This is a genomic window from Mucilaginibacter sp. OK268 (assembly GCF_900103125.1).
In the GTDB taxonomy this organism is placed as follows: Bacteria; Bacteroidota; Bacteroidia; order Sphingobacteriales; family Sphingobacteriaceae; genus Mucilaginibacter.
Genome location: NZ_FNJV01000005.1, coordinates 344,047 through 369,814, shown reverse-complemented (window position 1 = coordinate 369,814; position 25,768 = coordinate 344,047). Strand labels below are relative to the sequence as shown.

At 40.3% G+C, this 25,768-nt stretch carries 17 protein-coding genes; all 17 read left to right on the top strand.

The window, feature by feature from the left end; genetic code table 11:
* Window positions 1-11 precede the first annotated feature (11 nt).
* The 17 genes from BLR84_RS18050 to BLR84_RS17975 all read left to right on the top strand — a co-directional run bounded on the left by BLR84_RS18050 (window position 12) and on the right by BLR84_RS17975 (window position 25,763).
* Window positions 12-1,544: a RagB/SusD family nutrient uptake outer membrane protein gene (locus BLR84_RS18050; protein WP_090470893.1), complete on the top strand. Its 1,533-nt coding sequence runs from the start codon at window positions 12-14 to the stop codon at window positions 1,542-1,544.
* Window positions 1,545-1,978: 434 nt separating this feature from the next.
* Window positions 1,979-2,575, top strand: a complete 597-nt coding sequence (locus BLR84_RS18045) for a Pvc16 family protein (protein WP_090470891.1) — start codon at window positions 1,979-1,981, stop codon at window positions 2,573-2,575.
* A complete protein-coding gene (locus BLR84_RS18040) occupies window positions 2,572-3,744 on the top strand; it encodes a hypothetical protein (RefSeq protein ID WP_090470890.1) in 1,173 nt (390 codons plus the stop codon). The genes BLR84_RS18045 and BLR84_RS18040 overlap by 4 nt, the downstream gene beginning before the upstream one ends.
* A gap of 15 nt (window positions 3,745-3,759) precedes the next feature.
* A complete protein-coding gene (locus BLR84_RS30400) occupies window positions 3,760-5,778 on the top strand; it encodes a phage tail sheath C-terminal domain-containing protein (protein WP_090470888.1) in 2,019 nt (672 codons plus the stop codon).
* 51 nt (window positions 5,779-5,829) lie between these two features.
* Complete coding sequence (locus tag BLR84_RS18030) at window positions 5,830-6,261, top strand: phage tail protein (protein WP_090470886.1); 432 nt, start codon at window positions 5,830-5,832, stop codon at window positions 6,259-6,261.
* A gap of 2 nt (window positions 6,262-6,263) precedes the next feature.
* Window positions 6,264-6,788 (top strand): phage tail protein, encoded by a 525-nt coding sequence (locus tag BLR84_RS18025; RefSeq protein WP_090470883.1) that lies wholly within the window; start codon window positions 6,264-6,266, stop codon window positions 6,786-6,788.
* Between the two features lie 36 nt (window positions 6,789-6,824).
* Entirely contained in the window at window positions 6,825-6,995 is a 171-nt protein-coding gene (locus BLR84_RS30090; RefSeq protein ID WP_176852096.1) for a DUF5908 family protein, read from the top strand.
* Complete coding sequence (locus BLR84_RS18020; protein WP_090470881.1) at window positions 6,995-7,717, top strand: CIS tube protein; 723 nt, start codon at window positions 6,995-6,997, stop codon at window positions 7,715-7,717. The genes BLR84_RS30090 and BLR84_RS18020 overlap by 1 nt, the downstream gene beginning before the upstream one ends.
* A 2-nt stretch (window positions 7,718-7,719) precedes the next feature.
* Complete coding sequence (vgrG, locus tag BLR84_RS18015; RefSeq protein WP_090470878.1) at window positions 7,720-9,516, top strand: type VI secretion system tip protein VgrG; 1,797 nt, start codon at window positions 7,720-7,722, stop codon at window positions 9,514-9,516.
* A 17-nt stretch (window positions 9,517-9,533) separates the two neighbouring features.
* Window positions 9,534-9,824 (top strand): PAAR domain-containing protein, encoded by a 291-nt coding sequence (locus BLR84_RS18010; RefSeq protein ID WP_090470876.1) that lies wholly within the window; start codon window positions 9,534-9,536, stop codon window positions 9,822-9,824.
* Window position 9,825: 1 nt separating this feature from the next.
* The gene (locus BLR84_RS18005; protein WP_090470874.1) at window positions 9,826-10,233 is read left to right on the top strand and encodes a GPW/gp25 family protein; all 408 of its coding nucleotides are present in this window, start codon (window positions 9,826-9,828) and stop codon (window positions 10,231-10,233) included.
* Window positions 10,233-14,099: a baseplate J/gp47 family protein gene (locus BLR84_RS18000; protein WP_090470872.1), complete on the top strand. Its 3,867-nt coding sequence runs from the start codon at window positions 10,233-10,235 to the stop codon at window positions 14,097-14,099. The genes BLR84_RS18005 and BLR84_RS18000 overlap by 1 nt, the downstream gene beginning before the upstream one ends.
* Complete coding sequence (locus tag BLR84_RS17995; RefSeq protein ID WP_090470870.1) at window positions 14,092-17,154, top strand: hypothetical protein; 3,063 nt, start codon at window positions 14,092-14,094, stop codon at window positions 17,152-17,154. Before BLR84_RS18000 ends, BLR84_RS17995 begins: the two co-directional genes overlap by 8 nt.
* Window positions 17,155-17,157: 3 nt before the next feature.
* The gene (locus BLR84_RS17990; RefSeq protein WP_090470868.1) at window positions 17,158-20,553 is read left to right on the top strand and encodes a hypothetical protein; all 3,396 of its coding nucleotides are present in this window, start codon (window positions 17,158-17,160) and stop codon (window positions 20,551-20,553) included.
* A 26-nt stretch (window positions 20,554-20,579) separates the two neighbouring features.
* On the top strand, window positions 20,580-22,523 hold the full coding sequence (locus tag BLR84_RS17985; protein WP_090470866.1) for a contractile injection system tape measure protein: 1,944 nt from the start codon (window positions 20,580-20,582) through the stop codon (window positions 22,521-22,523).
* Between the two features lie 10 nt (window positions 22,524-22,533).
* Window positions 22,534-24,663, top strand: a complete 2,130-nt coding sequence (locus BLR84_RS17980) for an eCIS core domain-containing protein (protein WP_090470864.1) — start codon at window positions 22,534-22,536, stop codon at window positions 24,661-24,663.
* Between the two features lie 59 nt (window positions 24,664-24,722).
* Window positions 24,723-25,763: an eCIS core domain-containing protein gene (locus BLR84_RS17975; protein WP_090470862.1), complete on the top strand. Its 1,041-nt coding sequence runs from the start codon at window positions 24,723-24,725 to the stop codon at window positions 25,761-25,763.
* Window positions 25,764-25,768 lie beyond the last annotated feature (5 nt).

Here is a 25,768-nt window from a genome sequence, read left to right as displayed (position 1 = left end):
TTCTTAAGCAAATGAAGAATATAAATTTTAAGCTGTTATGCCTTTTGGCTGTATTTGCCCTTGGCTCATGCAAAAAAGATTTCGTGCAGCAAACCAACCCCGATGCGAATACAATAGTTAACTCTTTTAAAACAGAAAATGACGTATTATTGGCTGTAAACGGATGCTATGCACTGTTAAGAATCGGTAACACGGTAGGTGAGGGAAGTGACCTTTGGACAGACCAACGTTCTGATGACACCGGTACCAACGATAACCAATCAAATGCCGGTGAGCCTTTCGGGTTCAATAATTTCTCATTAACCCCTACCAATAGTTACTTGTACACGCATTGGTTGGCAATGTATAATATTATTTCAAATTGCAACATACTCTTATCTAATATAGATAAAGTCACTTTTGCGAAACCGGAAACCAAACAGCGGTACAAAGCCGAGGCTGAATTTATACGCGCCTATATCTACTTTAATCTCGTACGAAAATGGGGAGATATACCATTGGTTACTAAACAACTAATTACTAAAGAAGAGGTTGCAGCAAATACATTCCGTACACCACAGGCGACAGTATATACGCAAATAGTAGCCGACTTAAAAGATGCCTTAAGCAGCCCCTTGCCAAATACACAGGCTACTGGCACTATCGGTCGGATATCATTGGCAGCGGTAAATACTTTATTGGGGCAGGTATATTTAACTATGGCTACTACGCAGGACCCTGCCAATAAAACAGCCAATTTAAATAATGCCCTGGCAACACTAACAGCTGCATACAATTTTAAAACTTTCGCTAATCTGAAAGATATTCCTTATACCGATGTATTTGATGTAAGCAAAAAGTCTACTTGTCCTGAATTGATATGGCAGATAGTGAACATTCAGAACGACCCTGTTTATAGTTCAAGTATTGCTGCGAATAACCAGGCCAAGGGCGAAACCATTAACTCTCTTAAATCATCAAGTGGAGTAGGCAACAACGTAACCCATGACCTGGTGAATGATTATGAGAGTAATGATCCAAGGGGAGCATTTTCAATTAAATACGCCAGTGATCCTACCGTTAAGGATTGGTTTGTGACTAAATTCAGGGATGTAACCCCGGCGATAGGCAAAACCGGTTACGGCGGTAACGACTGGATACTGATGCGTTATGCCGATGTGATACTGATGCTGGCCGAAGTGAATATGTACCTTGGAAATAACACAGTGGCCATCCAATATCTTGATATGGTACGTGCCAGGGCAGGTATGCCAACCTATGAAGTATCTTTACAAGATCCTGGCTATAGTTCAAAATACCCTACACTTAAATTGGCTATACTACACGAAAGGCGTGTGGAACTTGCTTTTGAACATCACAGGTTGTTTGATTTATTAAGGACCTTTACTATCGATGAATTGGTGACATACTTCCATAGCAAAAAACAAGCTGATTTTGGTTCGGCGTTACTCTCTAATTTTACAACTAAAGACAGGTATTACCCTATACCATTTAATGAAACTAAATTAAATCCTGTGAAAATGTATCAAAATCCGGGATATTAATTGTACTTGTTTACGCAAGAACAAAAAAGGAGGGCATAAAGCCCTCCTTTTTTGTTCTCAGTCATTTTTTATATAAGTCAAGTATTCTTTTCCCTGCTATTATCTCAATGCAGGTAACTTTTTTACTCAAAAAGAAGAAGAAATTTATAACCGATATGATATTAAATAATACAAACAAAATCATATCAACTCCTGGTTATTAACATTAGTTAACTTCCTCAATTACAGAATAAACCAATTATCATAACGACACAATCAAGTTGCGTAAAAATACGTATGGGTTTAAAGTATTTTTCGTAAAAGTACGCGTATTAATTAATAATTAAGCCCATACTTTTACATCATAATAATTCTCCCTGAAATTATTAACCCGCTATTTTATACATCCCTTTTATAGACCAGCATTTTTTAACCAGTATAAACTTTATAACACAATGATAGATCAGGTTTTAACATTCTTGAACACGCATCTGGACAGCTATCTGCGGTTAAAGTTGGATCCATCCAACAGTAACCACTTTATTCAGGTAGCCAATATTGCCTGGAATGATAGTGATACTTCCGGGTCTAACGGGGCCAACAGCCCTGCGAATGCATTCATAACCCTGGTAAATATTGAAGAGGACAGGATCAGTAAATCACCTGAGAATTATGTTCGGCAGGGAAATGAAACGACCTATAAAAACCCTAAGATATACCTTAATCTTTATGTCCTGTTCGCAGTTAACCTGTCATCTTATACAGAGTCGTTAAAACGACTTTCTTTTATCATCCAATTTTTTCAATATCAAAATGTATTTACACCTCTTAGTTCACCTGATTTACCTGCAGGGGTCGAAAAACTGATCCTTGATCTCAATACACTGTCGTTCCAGGACATGAACAATTTATGGGGCATACTGGGTTCAAAATACCTGCCATCTGTAATGTATAAAATGCGTATGATCAGTATAAGCGAAGAATTTGCACAGGGAAGTGCCCCCTTATTACATGAAATTATTATTAACGATAAAACGCTGCAAACGTTATGATAGATATCAATTTTGGAAACCTGTTCACGGTTGAACTATTGCATAGTTACTATAAAGACCAATTGTGCCCCGACTTTAATATTACAGCCACAAGTCAAACAGTAAAAACTTTAGGTGGCCATCAAATAATAACGCGGCAGTATGCTAATCAATTGATTGCTGGTGTAAACTGTAATGGCAAAATAAGTCCTCCCAAACCATTTACTACAATTGAAACAGGTGCACAATTCACCTTTTTTATGCAGCTTAATAATCCTGTATTTTTCAACTATACTAATTTATCATCCTCTGCACCCGGTAAAATTTATTATTTCACTAATAGGAATAATAACGTCAGTAACGGGAAAACTTTCCTGTCGGGCAAAATAGCAACTTATAACGCAGCCAGTACTTATGCTCCAGGCGATCTGGCTTCAAATGGTACGGATACAATATATCGGGCTATTGGTAGCAGCAAACCAGGAAACAGTTTTAATCTTACAAATACCAACCATTGGATGGTAGTAGATAAAAATCAGTACATGTCTGAAACAGATGCTTTACAATGGATGCCATCTATATCAGTATATCAGTTAGGTTCTGCACAACCCTCGGTCAACATATCGGTATTGGGTTATAATAGCATCGCAACGGCTTACACCCAATCTGTATTTTCAAAAACGATAGCTTTTGCAAATCCGGCATCCTCATTTACACTTGATCTGAGTTTTTTACAGCCAGGCAAATATTCATTGACAATTAATGGGATCCAGCAATGGATCTACATTAATGATGAACTTAATGCAAGTAAAACCTTTGCGGTGATTGACATTTTCAACGATGCGGCACCTGCTTCCTGTAATTTGCTTGATGGAACCGGGGCCCTTATTAACCCTGCGCCTCGTTACAGTATTTGCTTTTTAAACCGCGCAACTATCTGGAAATATATTCTGGCAAGTAAGCAGTCGGGAAATATTAATGATACAGCAAATTTATATCACTTTGCCAATCCCGCAAGTATCATTACTTCACTTACGCCAATTCCATTAAGCAATAAGGCACTGAATTTAAAATTAACCTTAAATAATCATGATTATTCTCCAATTGCTTGTGCAGATCCTCAAAGGATCGTCACAATTACAAAGGGTACCGATACTTATCCATGTTCAGAGATCTTTTTAAACTTTTAATAAAAACCGATAAATATGTCACAAATAAACGAAAGCACAATTAAAACTCCAGGGGTTTATGTGAATGAAATTCCATCCTTTCCGCCATCGATCGCTCAGGTGGCCACCGCGGTTCCGGTATTTATCGGATACTCGCAAGATGCAACAAGAAATGGGAAAAGTGTGGTTAACCAGGCTGTACGCATTTCTTCGCTTGTTCAGTACGTACAGTATTTTGGAGCCGATTTTCCGAATCTCACCGCTAATGTGGCACTTAAGCCAGACAATAGCGTAGATACGGTAAATATATCGCCAAGATACCAGTTGTATAATGCTGTAAGAATGTTTTACAGTAATGGCGGTGTTAACTGCTACATCATTTCTGTAGGTAAATACAAAAATGATGGTTCTGTTCTGATCACCGACTTTATTGACGCTGGTAAGATCAGAGCTTTTGAAGTTTTACGTAAAGAGGATGAACCAACGCTGATAGTTATTCCTGATGCCATTTTATTTGGCGCCAGTGACTTTAATAACCTGGCCACAACATCGTTAAAAACATGTGCCGATCTTCAGGACAGGTTTACGATACTGGATGTACTGAATGGCGACCAGGAAAGATCTTACGATAACTCAGATGTTATAACCGTTTTCAGAAATGGAATAGGTTCGGCCAACCTGAATTATGGTGCCGCTTATTATCCGTGGCTGCGTTCAAGTTTGTCATACTCTTTTTCTTACCGAAATATTCAGCTGCAAAAACCTGCCGGTACCAATGTGCCTACAAAAAATGTGATAACTAATAATGTTTTTGTTACACAAATTGACAGGGCCGTAACTGATCTGAATACGCATATCAACACTTTTGTTAATACACCGGCTTTTGGCGCTCCTTTCAATGTGGCTCCATACACCGGGGCAATAACTGATGCTTATGGCGTAATATCTGCAACCAGCGACAAGCCAGAAATGATTTTACGACTATCTTATATTAAGGATATCATATTAGGTTTTGTGGCTTTAAACAGCACATTAACCGATGCCGATCCAAGTCATATTTACGGTGGCCGTACAACCAAGGATATTCACACCACCTATACACGGGCAGGAGCCAACGCAGCTGATATTTCACCGATGGATCAGCTGATCCGTGAACTCCTTCTTTTGGATGAAAGTTTTCCTGGTGGCGCTGTTGGTGCAGCTATCCCGGCTAATTTCTCAACGACACCGTTATTTCCAAATGCCGCAACCGTAGTAGCAGATCCAACCATATACGGCACACCTGCACCTGTCGACGCCGCTGCTGCGGTAAAATACATCAGGTCAAGGGTTAACAACCTGTATTCAGCAGTTGTGAATTCTGTGATGGCGTTCATCAATGAGGTGAACCTGCGTTTACAAAACCTGGAAATTCAATTGAATGATTCCAGTTCAATATACAACAACATTACTGTAGCCATTAAAAATCAAGGCATTGTAGTACCTCCAAGCGGAGCCCTGGCCGGTATTTATGCATCAGTTGATGGTACAAGAGGCGTTTGGAAAGCTCCGGCCAATGTAAGTGTCAATACTATAGTAGAACCATTGGTGAATATCGATGATAATACTCAGGAAGATCTGAACATTGATACAGATTCCGGCAAATCAGTTAACGCGGTGCGTGCTTTTACAGGCAAAGGTATCCTGGTTTGGGGAGCTCGTACGCTGGATGGTAACAGTAATGATTTCAGATACATATCTGTACGCCGCTTTTATATCATGGTTGAAGAATCAGTTAAAAAAGCAGCCATGCAATTTGTATTTGAACCCAATGATGGCAACACCTGGGTACGTGTACGCGCTATGATCGAAAACTATCTAACTAATCTGTGGCGTCTGGGCGCTTTGGCAGGACCTAAACCCGAACAAGCATTTTATGTAAAAGTAGGCCTGGGTCAAACCATGACTTTTGATGATATCCTTAATGGAAAAATGATCATTGAAATTGGTATGGCTCCGGTACGTCCAGCTGAGTTCATCATCTTGCGTTTCTCACAGATCCAGCAACAAGCTTAACAGTAGAGTTTATTAAAAATTAATTATCAATCAATCTAAAACTTAAATATTATGGCTAATTACCCACTTCCGAAATTCCATTTTAGTGTTGACTGGGGCGGTACACGCATCGGCTTCACTGACGTAAGCGGACTTGATATAACAAATGATGTAATTGAATACCGCGACGGCGCAAGTCCTGAGTATCACAAAATAAAGATGCCAGGACAGCGTAAGTTCAGTAACATCACCCTTAAACGTGGTGTGTTTAAATCAGACAATGAGTTTTATAACTGGCACAACTCTATCAACATGAATACAGTTGAGCGCCGCGACATCACCATCAGTCTGCTTGACGAAACATTAGCACCTGTAGTGGTATGGAAAGTTAAAAATGCATGGCCAACCAAGGTTACCTCTACCGACTTAAAGGCCGATGGTAATGAGGTTGCTATCGAAACACTTGAACTGGCACACGAAGGCTTAACCATGCAAAACGAATAACCATGTTTGATTATCCTTTTACCGGCTTCCATTTCCTGGTAGTATTTGAAATATTTCCGCAGGTGCCCAATGATTTCCGCTTTCAGGATGTTACAGGCCTAACTGTTGATGTGGGTCTGGATACTTATAAGGAGGGTGGCGAGAACCGTTTTGTTCACCGATTGCCCGGGCGTAACACGTATTCCGACCTCGTTTTAAAACGGGGAATGACACTGGTATCAGGGGTAACCGCATGGTGTCTTGATTCAATCGAGAATTTCAATTATCAGCCTACCAATATGTTGATATCGCTTTTAAACGCAGATCATTTACCGGTATCGTCATGGTACATAGCTAATGCTATACCGATCAAATACAGTCTTTCGTCATTTAACGCGGAAACAAACTCTATAGTTATTGAATCAATGACCCTTCGTTATGAGTATTATAAAACGCTAAATCTATCAGCAGCAGTTGGTGCAGCAGTAGGTGCCGTGGCCGATCTATTTGGTGGAGCCAGTGCAAGTGCAAGTATTTCCGTAGGGTAATCATCATGTTTTAATAAACAGTTTAATAGTAAACCAATGCCAGTAGAAATACGAGAATTGCAAATTATCACAACCATAACCGAGGGTGGGGGTGCCGGTGGTAATACATCGTCAACATCACCCGCTACTGCTACAGGTGGTGAGGATATTATTGCCAAATGTGTGGAACAGGTGCTGGAAATTTTAAAAGAAAAAACTGAACGCTAATGAGCCTGGGAGAATTAAAGAAGATGAAGTTGGTTGCCTATACGGATTCCACTTTCGGTACAAAGGTTGCTGATGTGCCTGAGTATGAAGTATTGATCAATCCGGAATCGTATGCACTTACTTACGGAACTGAGGTTAGTCAGAAAAGTGCGCAGGGGGCAAGCGAAAGAATTACTACTTTCAGTAAGAGGTCACCACAATCACTCACCTTTAAATTTCTGTTTGATGGCACCGGCGTAATACAAAAAGGCGGAGGAGGACTATTATCAGGTTTAGCCGTACCGGGATTGCCAAGGGCTAAACCTGATGTGGTTACCGAGTTTGAAAAGTTTAAAAATGTGGTTTATAAGTATGCGAGCGATACGCATCAGCCCAATTTTGTGCAACTGCAATGGGGAGCCTTGCTCTACAATTGTAAGATGACACATATGACCATGACCTTTAAACTGTTTAATCCCGATGGTTCGCCCTTACGTGCTGAAGCCGATTGTACGTTTCTGGGAGTAATTGACGAGGTAAAGCTGGCAACAGTTGAAAATAAGCATTCGCCTGATCTTACACGCATCAGAACGGTAAAATTAGGAGATACGCTACCCTTGCTTTGTTATCGCGAATATGGCAACAGTAAATATTACTACCAGATTGCGCAGTATAACGGACTAACAGATTTTAAACAATTAACCCCGGGAACAAAACTCATATTTCCTCCTATCGAAAAATAACCATGTCACTAAGCCAAACCTTACCCGGACCACAAGATACCGATCTGGTTACCTTCACTATCAAGGTAAACGGCACCACATTGGGTGCCGCTTACCAGATGGTATCCATTAATTTTCACAAAGAAATAAATCGTATCCCGATGGCTAAGCTGGTGATATATGATGGAGATGCTGCCGCCCAGGATTTTGCAATAAGTAACGAAGCAACATTGGTTCCGGGAGCCGAAATTGAGATAGCCGTAGGTTATCATTCAGACGAGGCCCCACTTTTTAACGGCATTATTTTAAGACATAGTTTAAAGATAAGGGATAGCGGATCTCCACTCTTAATACTGGATTGTCGCGACAAGGCGGTAAAAATGACCGTGGCCCGCAAGAACAAATATTTTTATGATACTAAAGACAGCGATGCCATTACCGAGATCATAGGTAATTACGGGTTGGATACTGACATAGAAGACACCAGTACAACGCTAAAAGCCCTTGTTCAATATGACTGTACGGACTGGGATTTTATGGTATCGCGCATGGAGGCCAACGGAAAGCTTTGTATAGTTGATAATGGTAAAATAACCGTAAAGAAACCCGATTTCAGTTCGGCTACCGTACTCGACGCTTTATTTGGAGCAACTATATTGGAGTTTGATGCCGACTTGGATGCACGGAACCAATATCAAAGTCTTACCGCTAAAACCTGGGATTATACCACTCAGGAAATAACCACTGCAAGCGCTGCTGAACCTGGTTTTGAAGAAAATGGCAATATTTCAGGTAGCGATCTGGGAGCAGTTTTGGGTGTATCAGAATATGATCTGTATTCCGGCGAAGACTTGACAACTGATGAATTGCAGAGTTTGGCCGATGGACGACTTCAAAAAGCACGTATGTCACGCTGTAGGGGTAGGGTTCGTTTTCGTGGCTATGGCGGTCAGTTAAATCCCGGCGACCTGATCAATATTGGTGGCGTGGGCGACCGCTTTAACGGAAAAGTATTTGTTTCAGGAGTACGCCATGAAATAGTAAATGGCAGCTGGACAACCGACGTACAATTTGGGTTATCTAACGAGTTGTTTACACGCCAACCTGATGTAAATTCTGCACCGGCTGTAGATATGTTACCAGCCATACAGGGCTTACAGATAGGTATTGTAACCGATCTGGAAAACGACCCTGATACGCAGGACCGGATCCGCGTAAGGTTACCCATTATTGATCCTGCCGAAGATGGTGTATGGACTCGTATTGCCTGCTTGGATGCAGGTAATAACCGGGGTACTTTTTTCCGCCCGGAAATTGGGGATGAGGTAGTGGTTGGTTTTTTAAATAATGACCCCAGGCACCCGGTAGTATTAGGTATGCTGAACAGTAGTACTAAACCAGCTCCATTGAAAGCCGCAAATAAAAACGACGAAAAAGGATATACCTCCCGCAGTGGAATGAAAATGATCTTTAACGACGATGAAAAGTCATTAAAAATTGAAACACCGGCGGGTAAAAAGGTAACCATCAGCGAAAAAGAAGGCTACATACAAATGGAAGATGAGAATAACAATAAGGTAACCATGGATTCATCGGCCATAAGCCTGGAAAGCGGTGCAGATATCAAGATAAAGGCAACCGGCGATCTATCCATTGAAGCCACCAATGTTTCTATAAAACCATCATCCAGCTTTGAGATGAGTGCGGGTGGAGCTTCAATAAAAGCCGATAGCGGCAGTGCTGCTATATCTGCCCCATCTGTAAAGGTGGAAGGTTCAGGCACGGCCACCATAAAAGGCGGTGTAGTAATGATCAATTAAATAAGGAGAACAGAAATATGCCACTCGCAGCAAGAGTTTCAGATATGCATGTTTGCCCGATGTTTACAGGGCCGATTCCGCACGTAGGGGGGCCTGTGCTGCCCCCGGGAAGTCCCACTGTGTTAATAGGTGGACTACCAGCAGCATGCGTAGGTGACATGTGTACCTGCGCGGGGCCACCGGATGTAATAGCAAATGGATCTGCAACGGTATTGATAGGGGGTAAGCCGGCGGCCCGTATGGGCGACCCGACGGCGCACGGTGGTTCAATCATAATAGGATGTCCAACAGTAATTATAGGAGGTTAACATGTCAGATTCATTTTTAGGAACAGGGTGGAGTTTCCCACCAACATTTGATACCACGGCAAACTCGGTGATTATGACCAGCGATGAGACTGACATACAACTCAGTTTACAGATATTATTGGCAACACGAAAAGGCGAACGAGTGATGGTACCTGATTATGGATGTAATCTGGACGAAATGCTCTTTGAGCCCATGACCACCACCTTTAAAACCTATATCCGCGAGATGATCAAAACGGCCATACTTTATTATGAGCCGAGAATTGATCTGAGCTCGATACAGGTTGATGACAGCCGCGAAACAGAAGGAGTGATCCTGATCATCCTTAATTACACTGTTCGCACCACAAATTCAAGGTTCAATTTTGTATATCCTTACTATAAAAACGAAGGAACAGAAATACACTGATGGCAAATAATTGTTTCGATACCAAACTCTTATCCTATAACGGCACCAGCCAGGCGCAGCGTGCGTTGGATGCCCTTTTGGCTAAATGTGCACTTGTAGATGAGCGGACAGATGCAGATCTCATCCTGCTTACAAAAAAATATAGTGCCTGGTTAAACTATTACGATAATACCAATACGATCAATGGTGATTGGCAACAACTCATGGGTAAAGATATTGCCGTAGTAATTGCAGCAATTGCCGAATGGAGAATAAATGATTATGCATCATTCATTAAATATTTAAATGAAACAATAGTCAACGCGCCTACTGATGTCGATGCAAAAAATAACTTTAAAATTCTTTTTGATTTTATTTTTTCGATAACCGCAGCGCTTGATGATGCATATAAGCATTTGGCGGACGACCTGAGCTATAAAACTTTTTTATCTGTTTCCATAGTTTCAAAAGTAGCAGCGCCACTAAGCATATTGTTTCAATATTATGAAAGCTTTGTGACTGGTTCACTTATAGATCCAACTTCAACTCATACAGATGCCCTAACCCCTGTCGACGATATTATTTATTCACAAAATTTCACTTTTGATCCGTTGAAGAAGGTTTTTGTTATTTCTTCACAGAAACAATTGGAGAGTATTTTTACAGTTGATCCTCCGGTTACCGCATTCCCAATCACACTAACAGGTACTGTACACGAAGATATTGACCATATCCTTACACATAATTTATTTACCGGGGCTTTACAATCATTTATTTCGGGCATTGTCAATATAGTAAGCCGCACGCCGGCTTACCTATCCGAAGCAATGGATAATTACCCAACGCATGCACCTCATTATGCGCTCTATCTGGCCTTCATAAGGCTATTTGGTTTTGCCCAGCAACATTTAAATCAGTATACTAAAAAGCATCTGGACTTTTATTATAAACAGGTTTTACAACTTAGTAATAATGTGGCCGAAGCCGATTTTGTACATTTGGTTTTTGATCTGCAAAAAAATATAGATCAACACTTATTACCTAAAGGCACCTCATTTAAGGCTGGGAAAGATGCCAATAATAAGGATTTATTCTATTCGCTCACAGATGACCTTGTAGTTAAGACAGCCGGAGTTCAGGCACTAAAGTCTATTTATTTAAACAAAGACAACACGCCGGTAACGCTGTATGCTTCACCTGTTGCCAATTCAGAAGATGGACAGGGAGGGAAATTATTAACCGCGGATAACTCCTGGTTCCCATTTGGTAACCCTAAGAATATTCAACAAGCCTCAATAGGCTTTGCTGTGGCATCAAATGTATTATACTTAAATGAGGGCAAACGAACCATAACATTAACTTTTACCTGTGATAGTTTGGTAGGCATTGCATCAGCAGATCTTTCCGGAATATTCAGCATACAATTAACTGGTAAAAAGAGTTGGTATACCGCGCCTGTTTACACAGCTTCTGTCATTAGTAATACCACATTTTCATTAACACTGGTTTTAGAGGGTGATGCACCCGCCATAGTTTCTTATTCACCAAAAGTACATGGCGGAAATTTTGACACTACGCTTCCTATGGTTCAGGTATTACTTAACGGTTATACATCATATCAGAAAATAAAGATCCCCCGCATAAATGAGGTAACCATATCAGTAGGAGTTGATGCTGTTAAGAATTTAATACTGCAAAACGATGATGGCAAAGTAAACCCGGCAAAACCATTTAAACCATTTGGTGATTTTCCTGAAAATGGGGCCTCATTTATCATTGGCAGCAAAGAGATATTTCAAAAACAATTGACCAAATTAACCATAGATTTCGACTGGCAGGAGGCTCCACTTTCTAAAACAACAGTAAATATATCCTCTTTAGCTAAAGGTACTTGGTTGTCCGTTGCAAGTAGAACGAGTTTATATGCATCGAGTATTGTTATCACCGATCTGCAACAAAGAATACTAAGCCCGCGAACATTTAATGATTTCAATGCACGTAACACTTTAACTGCTGATATTACTTCTGTAGTAAATAAAGGTTTAGCATTTGAAGTTAACAACGCTCTTTCAATGAATATGAGCAGCTTGACACAAGATGATCAGCCTTTTAATGTTAAAAATATAATTAACAGCGGCTTGTCTCTTGATCGGAGTAATGTCAGCAAAAGCGGTATCTCTAACATGATCATAGCTGCTCCAATAGATCGCCTGGACATAACAAGTCCGAAAGAGATTGATATTACCGGCTTAGAACGCGTAGTGCAATCACCCGAAGATTTCACACCTAATGAGGATTACAGTATAACCTCTGTTGACGGTTATCTAAAACTGGAAATGATTGGTGATGATTATAGTTTGAATACGTTTCAAAAAAATATACCCCATCCTTCAGTTAAAGTAGTTTATGATACCACAGACACCAATAAAATTGTTGGCTATACTGTAGATACAAGTGCGGTTCCGGTACCTAACCATCCGGTTTTAAAATCAATCAATGTAAAATATACCGCAGCAGATAGTGTTGTTTTCAATAAGATAGATTTTACTAACCGCAGCAATTTCTTTTATCATCTGGAACCCTTCGGTTTCCGTGAAATGCACCCGGCTACTACTACAGATACGCTTACATTATTACCGGTTTTTAACATAGAAGACGGAATAACCACAGATGACGGCGGCGAATTATGGATAGGGCTGAATAATGCCAAAGCCGACGAAACATTCTCTATCCTGTTTCAGGTATCTGATGGCAGCGCCAATCCGTTAAAAAACATGACTCAGGTTAATTGGTATTATTTAAGCAATAACAACTGGTTACCATTTAACAAGCAATCGGTTACCGATCAAACCAATAATCTAACCAGCTCCGGTTTGGTAATATTTAATATCCCCGCGGATGCTACCCTTATCAATAGCCGCGCAGACAGTGGATTGATCTGGATAAAAGCGGGTGTACAACACGATACAGATGCGATCTGTAATTTAATTGCTGTCGACGTAAATTCAGCGAAAGCCCAGTTTGTTCAGGATATTACCAATAACATAGTATTTACTAAGATATTATCTCCCAATATCATTAGTAAGCCCGCAATTGCCGACGCTGCGTTAAAGAAAACACAACAACCGTATACCTCATTTGGAGGCCGCGTGCAGGAAACGGACGACCAGTTTTATCAAAGGGTAAGTGAACGCTTGCGTCATAAAAACAGGGCTATTACCACCTGGGATTATGAACGTTTGATATTGCAGTATTTTCCGCAGGTTTTCAAGGTAAAATGTATTGACCATACCGGGTTTCTCACTGATGTGAATACCAATCAGCAAAAATATAGTGAGACGCTGGCGGGACATGTAACGATAATAACCATCCCCGATCTGACACATCTAAATAATGCCAATCCGCTTCGACCATATACCAGTATAGGTTTATTGACCGAAATAGAGAAGTACATTAAAACATTGACATCGCCATTCGTAAAACTACACCTCAGCAACCCATCATTTGAAGAGGTACAGTTTGAATTTAACGTTACGTTCCGCGAAAATATCGACCCTGTCTATTTCTCTAATCAATTAAACAATGAGATCGAGCAATTTTTAACCCCCTGGGCCTTTGGTAACCCCCAGGCTATTCAATTTGGTAACAGTATTGAAAAATCGGTGGTGCTCAATTTTATTGAGGAAAGACCGTATGTAGACTTTGTTACCTGTTTTAAAATGAACCACATTATACTTCGCGAAGGTCAGGTAGTAATACAGGCACAATATGATATAGATGAAGCGATAGCAAGCACTTCCAGATCAATTTTGGTATCATACTATAATGAAGAAACCAAAGTAAAACATTTAATTAATTCACCAGCTAACTGTGATTGTAATGGATAAGCAAAAAGTAATCAGCAAAGATCCCGGTTTAACTGTCGATCAAAATTATGCTTTTCTCAGAGAGGCCGGCCTGGGTTATATTGAAAAGCTTAGCGGTAAAATCTGGACAGATTATAATGAGCACGACCCAGGTATTACGATTTTAGAGGCCCTTTGTTATGCCATAACCGAATTAGGTTACAGAACAGGGATGCCGATGGAAGATCTGCTCACCGATGCAGATGGCCAGATAGCATCTGCACAAACTTTATATACCGCTAAGAATGTATTAACTCAATCGCCGCTTACGGTTAATGATTATCGCAAATTATTGATAGATATAGTAGGGGTGCACAATGCCTGGTTTTTGTATGACGACTATTATATCAATAACGATCAAAACATTCCGGCCGGTGAAATTGCCCTTTATGCAGATTGTAAAGCGGATTCATTATCGTACCAGGAAACACCCCATCCGGTTTACTTATCTGGTTTATATAAAGTATTACTGGACCTTGATTCCGATCAGCAGTTTGGTGATATGAACAATGGTGAGTTACAGATTTTAAATCCAGCAAGTGGCAAATTTAAAGGAGGTGACGTTGGGCTTACTATCGTTTTCCCTATATGGGATGATCCGGGCGTAGCCAAATTATTAACCATTGATCCAAAAGTCGTTTCCGGTGCTACCGCCAGTTTTACAACCGGTAGTAGTATTATTATTCAAATTGATTTTAATTACACCATTGGAGGTTCAAACTTTTCAGCAGTAATTGCAGGTATAGTTGATATTGATCTGCAACCTTCGGGCCAGCCTGTACAAATAAGTGACATCCAGGCCTTCTTTAGTGCCAATTTTACTGCACAGGTACTTAATCTATACCTGTTAAAAATTCAACAGGCAAAAAGTATAGTTCAATCGGCTATCCGAACCTTAAATGAAAACAGAAATCTATGTGAAGATTTTGTTAGTGTTACCACTATAAAAGATGAAGAAATAGCCATTTGCTGCGACATAGAAGTTTCGCCATCTGCAGATATGGAGCAGATACAGGCCCAGGTATTTTATGCTATTGAGGAATATCTTAATCCTTCGGTGAACTTTTACCTGTTAAGTGAATTGCAGGACAAAGGCTATACTACAGATGCCATATTTGAGGGCCCCGTACTACAGCATGGATTTATTGACACAGCAGAACTGGAGCAAACACAATTGCGCGAGGAAATATATGCATCAGATATCATCAGCCTGATCATGGATATTGACGGAGTATTGGGAGCCCGGAATTTTATGATGACAAAATATGGAGCTGATGATAAACCGGTTACAGGTTTAAGCGGAAAAACCTGGTGCATGCCCATCACAACCGGTAATAAACCTGTTTTTTCTGAAACAAAATCGAAACTCCTTTTCTATAAAAACCAATTCCCGTATTTACCATCTCTTACCGAGGTACGTGATACGCTCAAATGGCTACGCGCAGTAAAAGCCCGGAATAAACTTTCTGGTCATACCGATGATTTGGCTGTTCCTTCCGGCAACTATTATCCCCTGGATAATTACACTTCTGTTGAATATCTTTTACCGCAAACATATGGCATTGGCTCGGCAGGACTTTCAACAAATGTAAGTGATGAAAGAAAAGCACAAGCCAAACAGTTACAAGCTTATTTATTACTATTTGATCAGTTACTGGCTGATTTCTTTTCACAACTAAACGGCGCAAAAGAATTGTTTTCCACTGAGAATATAGTTCAAACTTATTATGCACAGTTCCTGGGTGATATCAAAAATATTAAACCAGTATATAAACAGGATGGAGCAACCCATACTATTGAACAACGGGTGATGCAAAATCAGAACGCAACCACAGTCCCAGCAAACGACTGGCAAAACTTGTATGAATCAAATGAAGTTTTCACCGATCGTCGTAGCCGTTTTCTCGATCATTTGATGAGTCGTTTTGGTGAATCATTCAATGATTATGTTTTACTGAACTATTCACTTGATTATGCAACTCAAAAAGAATCTAATTTAACACCTGCGAATATAATCGATAGCAAGATTTCTTTTTTGAAGGACTATCCGGTTATAAGTTATCAAAGAGGCAGGGCGTTTAATTATTTCCCACAAAACTACTTTCCGCCTCAACCAGACTTTTCTGTTGACAACACTAAATTATGGGATACCGACAATGTATCAGGTTTAGAAAAAAAGCTATGCCATCTGGGTGGAATCAAGAATTTTTATCGCAGATTTTTGTATTGTATTGGTAACGTTACTATTATCACTACTAATGATACACCTTCTAAATACCAGTTTTCATTCAGTAATCAAAACGGCGGAACCTTAACCTCAGTGGCAATTTACAATACGCAGGAGGAATTGAATAATGCCTTACCTGCATTTATGGATCTTGTTTTAACTGATGAACACTATGATATTAAACAAACCGGCAGCAACTGGAATATTTACGTTATAGATAACGAAGATCACAACCTTGCTATAAGTAATGACTTTACATCCCTGGCAAATGCAAATGCTGCATTGGCTCAGTTTGTAACGGAGTTTAATAAGGAGTGTGATGCCGATGGGCTTCATCTGATTGAGCATTTGCTTTTAAGACCACGGAGTGACCAATTTAAAAAATTTGCACCAGTATGCTTGGATCAGAATTGTGATTTCTGTGGCGAGCAAGACCCTTATTCCTTCAAAATGTCTGTCGTGCTGCCTTATTGGCCGCTGCACTTCCGGAATTTAGCCTTCCGAAATTATTTTGAAGATATCATAAGGCAAGAAACGCCGGCACATACCATGGTAAAAATCTGCTGGATAAATGACCAGTCGATTTATGATTTTGAAAATGCATATAAGACGTGGATAACTGCTTTAGCCAATTATTCATCTGATAATACCAAAATAGATGCCCTGCAGCAAACCAATGATACGCTGATACAACTGCTCTTTAATTTACATAGTGAATATCCGGTAGCCACTTTGCACGATTGTGCGGAAAGCAAGGATACCAACCCGGTAATGCTGGGCAAAACCATTTTAGGATCTTTAAAAAATTGATATATGGCAAATCCAATAGAATACATCGTGTTTGAACCAGATCAGGTACTTACTAACGATCACCTCAATGAAACTTTTAACTACCTTGATCAGCAAAACCGCTGGACACGCAACAAACTGATAGGTATTGGTATTGTTTGCGGACTGGATATAGTGCTCAATCCGGGTATTATTGAAATTAATAAAGGTTGCGGAGTTACTTCGCAGGGGTATTTAATTACCCAGTATACCAACCAGTATACCTACTATATGCCGTATACACCTGTTGAGGTTCCTGATGACCTGCCTTTTGTTTATGACAAGGAAGGAGGCCTCCCTTTTTATAAACCTTTCTGTACCGGTAAAACTGTTTGGCTATTACTTACGGATGATCAATTTAATGCATTGGAAAGCGCACAACAACTCAATGCGAAAACCCTTTCATCAGCAGCGGCTACCTTTTTAAGTGACTATGTGGTTGCTTTGTTCTTGGAAGTTAAAGAAACAGATCTCAAAAACTGCGATACGCAGGATTGCAATAACAAAGGTGAAAAAATGGTTTTACAGGTAAGGCCTTTACTTGTTGCAAAAAATGACCTGTATAATAATAACGCTAATAAAGTAAGCAATATCGATAGAATAGGTAATATAAATAAAATATCCCCTATATCATCCAGGTTAAATATTCCGTCTAAAGCCTTTCAACTGAGCTTAAACTCCAAGGTACAGCTAAAGAGATTTAACGTACCCTATACTGATCTTGAAACCGCGGATGATGTACTGAATGCTTTTGTTAGTCTGGTTGATGATACCACATTAAGCCAACTAACCGATGCTTATAATTCCTGCTATCAGCAATACGGGACTATTTTGAACATTACGTCAAACCCTTTTTCTGATATGCTTGCCGTACTGAAAAATTATCTTGACCAGTTATTAAAACAAAACCCGCTGGCTATTGAATACTTTTATGATTTCATTGATGATCTGATCAAGGCTTATGAGGAATTTTCTGCTAAAGTATCTCATATCATTACTACCTGCTGCCCGGATGAAAACTTATTTCCATTGCATCTGATTTTAGGTGACGCATCACTGGCAACTAATGACTATGTAAAAGATAGCTATCGTAATTACTTTATTTATTCACCTTTATTCTCAAAAATGGGGGTTGAATCGGCCGAGGTGCTCTTGCTATTTAGCCGGATGGTATTGATGATTAAAGATTTTACCATTCCTGACACGACTCAGTCAGACAAATTTACGGTAAAGATCACTCCAAGCCAGTATATGCATTTCCCGCTTTCCGAACGTGCTATCCCATACTATTACGCAGTAAATGAAAGTGGTGCTGAATTATATAAATCATGGAACTATGCCAAAACCAATAGCGGAAAAGCCACGTTAAACCTGGGCTATAATTCGGGTTTATATAACACAAGTACCGAAGTAGCACAACCGCTTTTATATGATATTGAAAAGTATAACTTTTTTAGAGTTGAGGGTCATATCGGCCAAAACTATCAGGATGTTTTATCAAATATTCTTATTCAGCGTTTAACCTATAATCTGCCATTTGATGTGGTAGCCATTGCAGATCAGCAGTTTGATTTTTCAAATGTGACTTTGCCAGATGCTGAGATTCAGGATCTGGAAACTGATTACAACCTGATAACAACTGAGGCCAGAAGTAAGATACTAACGCCATTTATTTTTGTTGCAAACCTACCTTATGTTGGTAAAACCGCCACGGGAACAAATATCCCTGGTAGATTAACAGATAGTCCAATTAAAAGGTTCTCAGAGGTTAAAACAAACGCTATTAGGGGTATTGAACCGATACGGTCATCAGGCACCTCTTATGTCTACCCAAAAGGTACTTTTATACGCAACAATTGCGCGATACTACCCAACACAATAGCAAGTGCTTACCTTAATGCGTTAAGTGATACCGGAGTTTTCACTAATCCGGTAACAGGCCCTCAACCAGGTAGTATAGACGAGCTTTATTTCAACTTTTTTTATTTTATTGATGCTATTGAAACGGTGATGGTGTATTTACTTAATACCCCATCTGTTATTGATGTCGACTTAAACGAGCAATATGATGCGTTTAATAATTATCTTGACTCCATCAACAAAGTTATCGCTACCCTAAAAGGCCCTGTGGCAAAAACTCAGGTCTCCCGGGATGGCTCTATAATATCGTTAATTGAAGATTATGGAGTAAACCTTTTAATTGTAGATTTTGAAACGGTATTAAATGCTGTTCTTGACGAATTATTAGATTCATTAAGTAATGAAGTTAACCAGAGATATTCCCGCTACGCCGATAAACATACATTTTTAAACTACTATAAAAACAACCCAGGTCTTGAACATAAAGCAGGTGTGCCCAAAGGCGGTACCCTGGTATTAGTTTATAAAAATTATATTTCCACTTTTAATAAAAACATTAGCGCCCCGCTTTCTAAAGCTGGTGATGCGGCATCAGTGAAAGTCCGGTCGGCAAGTATGGAAGCTGCTCCAACCGAAGGACAACAGGTCTCTGCATCCCCAGATCTTGATGAAAACACCTTGAATCTTGTCAAGAAAATGGTGGCCGACAGTAAAGGAGTATCTGATACTGAAAAGCTGAGGTTGATTGATATCCTGGCAGGCAGGGGAGTGTCTGAGAATGAGCCAAACTATGATATTATTAACAAAATAATTATTGCTGACTTCTATGTTCCTTATATAGGTTCACCGATAGAACGTACTACTGCAGAAATAACTCCACCACCACCTCCGGCACCGGTTATTTCGATGAGTGGTACTACTTTCTGTGATAATGATACCAATCCTGCGCAAATTGCAGTATCAATACCCGGCGGTACTTTTAATGCCGTACCGGGTCTTGATAGCGTCAAACAAACCTTCACGCCGGCAATAGCCAAAGCCGGAACATACCGGCTAATTTATACCGTAAATAATGTAAGTTCTGCGCCGTTCAATATTACAGTCCTTTCCGTACCCAGTAGTAGTCTTTTCAGCTTTATAAATGATTGGTCTGGTAGTGGTGTTAAGACTGCAGCCGTAGCTGCCAGGTCAGGTATTGTATCTGCAACATTTACTCCTACTATCAGGGACAGTAGATTTACCTATGATTGGGAAGTCTTTGGAGATAATGTATCAAAGGGGGCGATGACTGCCGATGGTGTTATTCGGATATCAGGTGATAGTAGTGTAGTAAATGTCAAAGCTTCAATTGTCACCGTTTCATTAACCATATCAAACGGGACTTGTCATTCATCAACAACATCAATGCAATTGGAGATCACCTCAACTGGCTTCATCATTACAACTTCTGACGACGGTCCACAAGCTTCGCTTAAAAAACCCGGGGCAATAGAAAAACTTTTTACCAGGAAGAAGAAATAATAAGCTGATTCATATGTAATACTATCATGGCATCACACATTGTTCATAAACAGCAAGTCACTTTAAACCTTCCTAAACGGGAGGAGGCACACGCTTTTCAAAATCGTGTAAGCGACTTGCTGCGCAATGAACTATGTGCTAGCATGGAAGCTGTTTTTGATGAATTATTTCCAACTACTGATAGTATACGCATCGATTCATTGGTTCTTGATTTAGGTAAAATTGAAGCGCTTAATTTTGAACAGGAGTTTAAAACGCACTTTATTGAAGAGCTGAGGAAAAACCTGTCATCTAAAAAAAGTAAGCAGGCTGATGAAAATACTGAAGAAGTATTACGCCCTGAGCAATCATTAATAAAAGCCTTCATCTATTTTCTGGAGAATGGTTATTTACCATGGTATAGCCCTGTTGAAAACATGGCTGACTGGAGCAATGAAATCTTAACTGCTTTATCAGAGAAAAAAGATCCATATTTCTTTAACTGGCTAAGTGATAATTATGTAGATGAGCCAATCATATTGCAAAGACTGATTTTGCAATATGATAATGTCTTCCTGACACAACTCATATCAATCATAAGCCCTGCAACAGATGAGTCCTGGAACGCCATTTACAGGGATCTGGAAATCTTTATAACTAACTGTACAAAGAAACATTTACCAGTTCGTAATGAAATATGGAAGTACATTTTCCATGCCTTATTAAGCCCTCATGTTTTAGAAAACAAAATTGCTTTATCAGTTACAAAAGATAAGGAATTGATATTACAGTCATTAAGTCTGTTAGCAAACCACTTCAATATCTCAAGCCATGAGATAACCACATCAATGGAGAATAGAATAAAGCAGTCGCTCAAAACAAACATTGTAAAGCAAGCATTTCAGGATCTCAAATCGCTTTTAATATCGGAGGAGGGTTTTAGACAGGATATGGATGATCATATGGTTACGAGTAAGCATAGAGAAACTGAAGTAAACAATACTTACAATAAGAAGAAAGAAATAATCACCGACAAGTTGAAGGGCAATACTGAAGAAAGTAGCACTTACAATGAAGAAGAAGAGATAACCACAAATAAGTCAGAAAATAATAGTGAAACAAACAGAGCTAAAAATATAGATTCTATAAATATTAATAAAGGTAAAAAAACACACAAGGTTGAAACAGATGATACCCATGATATTACGAATAAGCCAAACGATATCTGCAAAGAAAAGACACATAAAGATACTGGACAAAGGAATGTAAGGGAAGAAAAGACACATAAGGATAAAGGGCAAAAGAATGTAAGGGAAGAAAAGATCAAAGAGGAACACGAAAATCACAAAATTCATCATTCTGATAATCAAGTTGAAATATTATCAAGACAGCGGGAGATCCAGGCGGAAAGGTTTAATAAAAACAAGAAGGAGAATAATACAGGGCAATTTTTACCCAATAATAAAAAACATACAGGAATTATAGAAGCAGAAACACTGTACATAAAAAACAGCGGGATCGTAATACTTCATTATTTTTTATCCCCTTATTTTAATGATCTTGGATTATTAGCTGATGGAAAGTTCATAGATGACACAACTCATCAGCGGGCGGTACTATTGCTTCATTATCTGGCAACAGGGAAGATTAAGGCTGCCGAATTTGATTTAACGCTTTCTAAAATTTTATGTGGTTATCCTATTCAGGAAACGCTGCCAGCAGTCATTATTTTAACAAAAAAAGAAAAAGCAGAATCAAAAAGATTATTGGAAGCCATTATAGATCATTGGTCACCGCTAAAAAACACATCGGTTAAAGGCTTACGCAATGCCTTTTTTGAACGCGATGGAACACTAACCAAAAAAGAGAATGGATGGTTATTAACGGTTGAACAAAGAACTATTGATGTATTGTTAGGGAAATTGCCATGGGGGTATTCAACCATACGTCTACCATGGATGCAGGAAATATTAAACGTGGATTGGTATTAAAGCAAAAGTTATGTTAGCAGCTAAGCAATCACAACCTGAAAATACCGTAAAGGCAAAAAATAATGCTCCTTTTTTTCCTGGGCATCTGGCACAGCCTAAATTACAGGTAAATGAGCCTGGTGACAGGTACGAACAGGAAGCAGACTCTATGGCCGATCAGATTATGCGCATGAGTATCCCATCATCAAATGAATCCTCTTTTTTCAAACCCGCCCCAACAACTATTCAGCGCAAATGTCAGCAGTGTGAAGAAGAGGAAAAGCTTCAGCGTAAAGAAAGCTCCGGTACCGGCGTGAATGGAAGTATAGAACTTGACAGTTATATAAGCTCATTAAGCTCATCTGGTCAGGCCTTATCAGAAAGTAGTCTTGGTTTCTTCGAGCCGCGTTTTGGCCATGATTTTTCAAACGTGCGTATTCATACTGATTCTGTAGCCGCAAAATCCTCGCAATCCATCAACGCGCTGGCATACACTACAGGTAATAATATTGTTTTTAATAGTGGGCAATATTCTCCCGAAAGTGAAAGTGGTAAAAGACTAATAGCTCATGAGCTCACCCACACCATACAGCAAGGGGAAAGCAATGTTTCGCGAATGATACAAAGAACCGTAGATAATGTAGAGGTAAATTGCGGCGATAATCAAATCAAATTTTCGCATGATGGAGCGGTTACCTCTTACAATCTTGACCATTGTAACGTAACAGATGGCCAATACAATGCAACCGTAAGGCTATCACCTGCCAGAGTTGATTTTGATCTGGGTGCTGTTGGGCCCGGCACACAGTTTGATTTCGGCTACGCGATAGGTCCTGGTCAACCAAGCCCTAATACATTCTTTGCCGGGCAAACATCAGTTGCCATCAATTGCACGCATACACCATCAGCTTCAGGTGATGGCACAAATATACATTTCAATGCAAGCCAGTTAACCCCAGAAGAGTTTACACAAATGACGGGGCGTTCAATTGATAGTGTGCCTGAAGGGATAATGGTGCCGTTAGGTAATCTGCTATCTTCGGTTGCGGGACCGGCAGTAGCAGGGGCAAGCCATTTTTCACCTACTCCATGGTCTTTCATTCCCAGAAATACTACAGGCATATTGTGGGGGGGCAGTCATACCTCGGTGTGGTCGAACCCGGAGGGATTATTTTCATCACCAACAATAAGGGGATATAGGGGAAACCTTGGTTATTATATGGGCGAATATGCGCCAATAGTTGGTCACAATTTTACGGTCAGACTTCACGAGGGTGTACCCGGTAGTTTTGCAAATGATGCCTGGTTCCCGATGATGGCCGGAGACCAATATTACATTTTTACTCCCCAAACACCAGAGCAAGGTCTGGCGTTTGCCGAACGTTTAAGAAGTACCGAACATGGTGGAACTTATACCTACAGTCCACCACGTGCAACTGGCGCGGCGGATCCCATATTAGGTCCTGTTGGTGCCACGGAGGGCGATCTCAATGCAGAATTACTCTCTCGTGGACGAGCCCCAATGTGTACTAATAATTGTATTACGGTGCCAAGGGCCGAAGTCGAGGCGGCTATTGGAGGAAGACCTACGACCCCAAGCGGAGTAGATGTAATGAGCGGAACCGGTCCAGATGGAGCTGTTGATCCTGCATTTGCTGGGCGCGGCAGGTTAATGACAGAGGCAATGCGTGATGGGGCATTGCCACCCGGGGCACAACGTCTCCGTATCCGGGTAACTCCCGGTGGATCAGCTGGAATGTTTGTAATAAGAGGTGCTGGTGGAATAATGCTGGTATACGGCATTTATCAAACAACCGATAGAATAGCTTCATCAGTAGGCACAGGACATACTACAACCGTAATTACCGAAGAGGCTGGTTCATGGACCGGAGGTATTTTAGGTTCTGCTCTTGGCGGGGCGGCAGCAGGTGCGATTCTATGCTCGCCTACAGGTCCGGTTGATGCCGTTTGTGTGGTTGGTGGATTTCTTGGTGGACTACTATTTGGAGCGATCGGTGGAGCCGCGGGTCATGCTGTTGGCCACGAGGTTGGAGAGCATGTAGCTACCCCAATTGTAGATTCCGTGATCCAACAAGCAGCCGAAGTGGAAAGCAGTATGACAAGAAGTATTTATAATATATATGGAGTACCTTATTTTTAAAGGATGCACAACTAATAATTGAATTTTTAAATAAACGGGAACTATCAGAATAGGTTTATATGTCAAAAGAAAAACAAAATATTGAGCCAGTAAAACGCAATTCGCATCGTGATATATCCCTGGCTGCTTCGTCCTTCTTTCAACCTAAGCTTACCGTAAACCAACCTAATGATATTTACGAGCAGGAGGCTGATGCTATGGCGGATAAGGTAATGCGCATGCCTGCAATAAATGAAAATGCTTTTTTTAAGCCGGCTGCGAATAGTATTCAGCGGAAGTGCCAGCATTGTGAAGAGGAGGAGAAAATACACCGTAAGGAAACCTCCGGTGGCGAAGTGCAAGGTGGTTACCAACTGGATAATTACGTAGGATCATTAGGTTCCTCTGGGCATGCTTTGTCCGAAAGCAGTCGCCAGTTTTTTGAACCTCGTTTTGGGCGGGATTTTTCCAATGTACGTATCCATACCGGTTCAGAAGCAGAAAAATCGGCACAATCCATTAATGCATTAGCTTATACTACCAGTAATAACATCGTTTTCAATACCGGTCAATATGCTCCGGAAAGCAGCAGCGGTAAAAAACTAATCGCTCATGAGTTAACTCATGTAGTACAGCAAGGCAAAGGCGCCGAAGTTAAAACCTTCCCATGGGTCCCAGTTGCTGCAGGTGCTGCCCTTGGAGGGGCTTATGCTTATTGGAAATATAATTGTTTAAAACCATGCAAATCTTTAATGAAAACAGCCACAGACGATTTCAGTGAGTGGTACTATGAGCAAACTCATGCCGACGTTTCGAACAATGTTTGGGATGCCTATGGGCATTGTTATGCAGCGTGCTGTGCCAAAAAGAGATGTGGTGGCACGGCAGCATACATGGCCGGCCGGGGCCGGGAGTATGGGCGGGAAATTGAGCGGAAAATTGGCCGGGCACCCCATGATAGTTATACCCAGGATGTAAACAACCAGGAGTTAGGGAGGAGTTTAGCTAAAGATGAATATGTGGACTGTTCTGAAGCCTGTCAAAATCAAGTAGGTAAACTGGACCTGACTGCACCGAAAGCAACATTTTGGAATCCAAAAAAAGGCTTATATAAACCATAATAAAA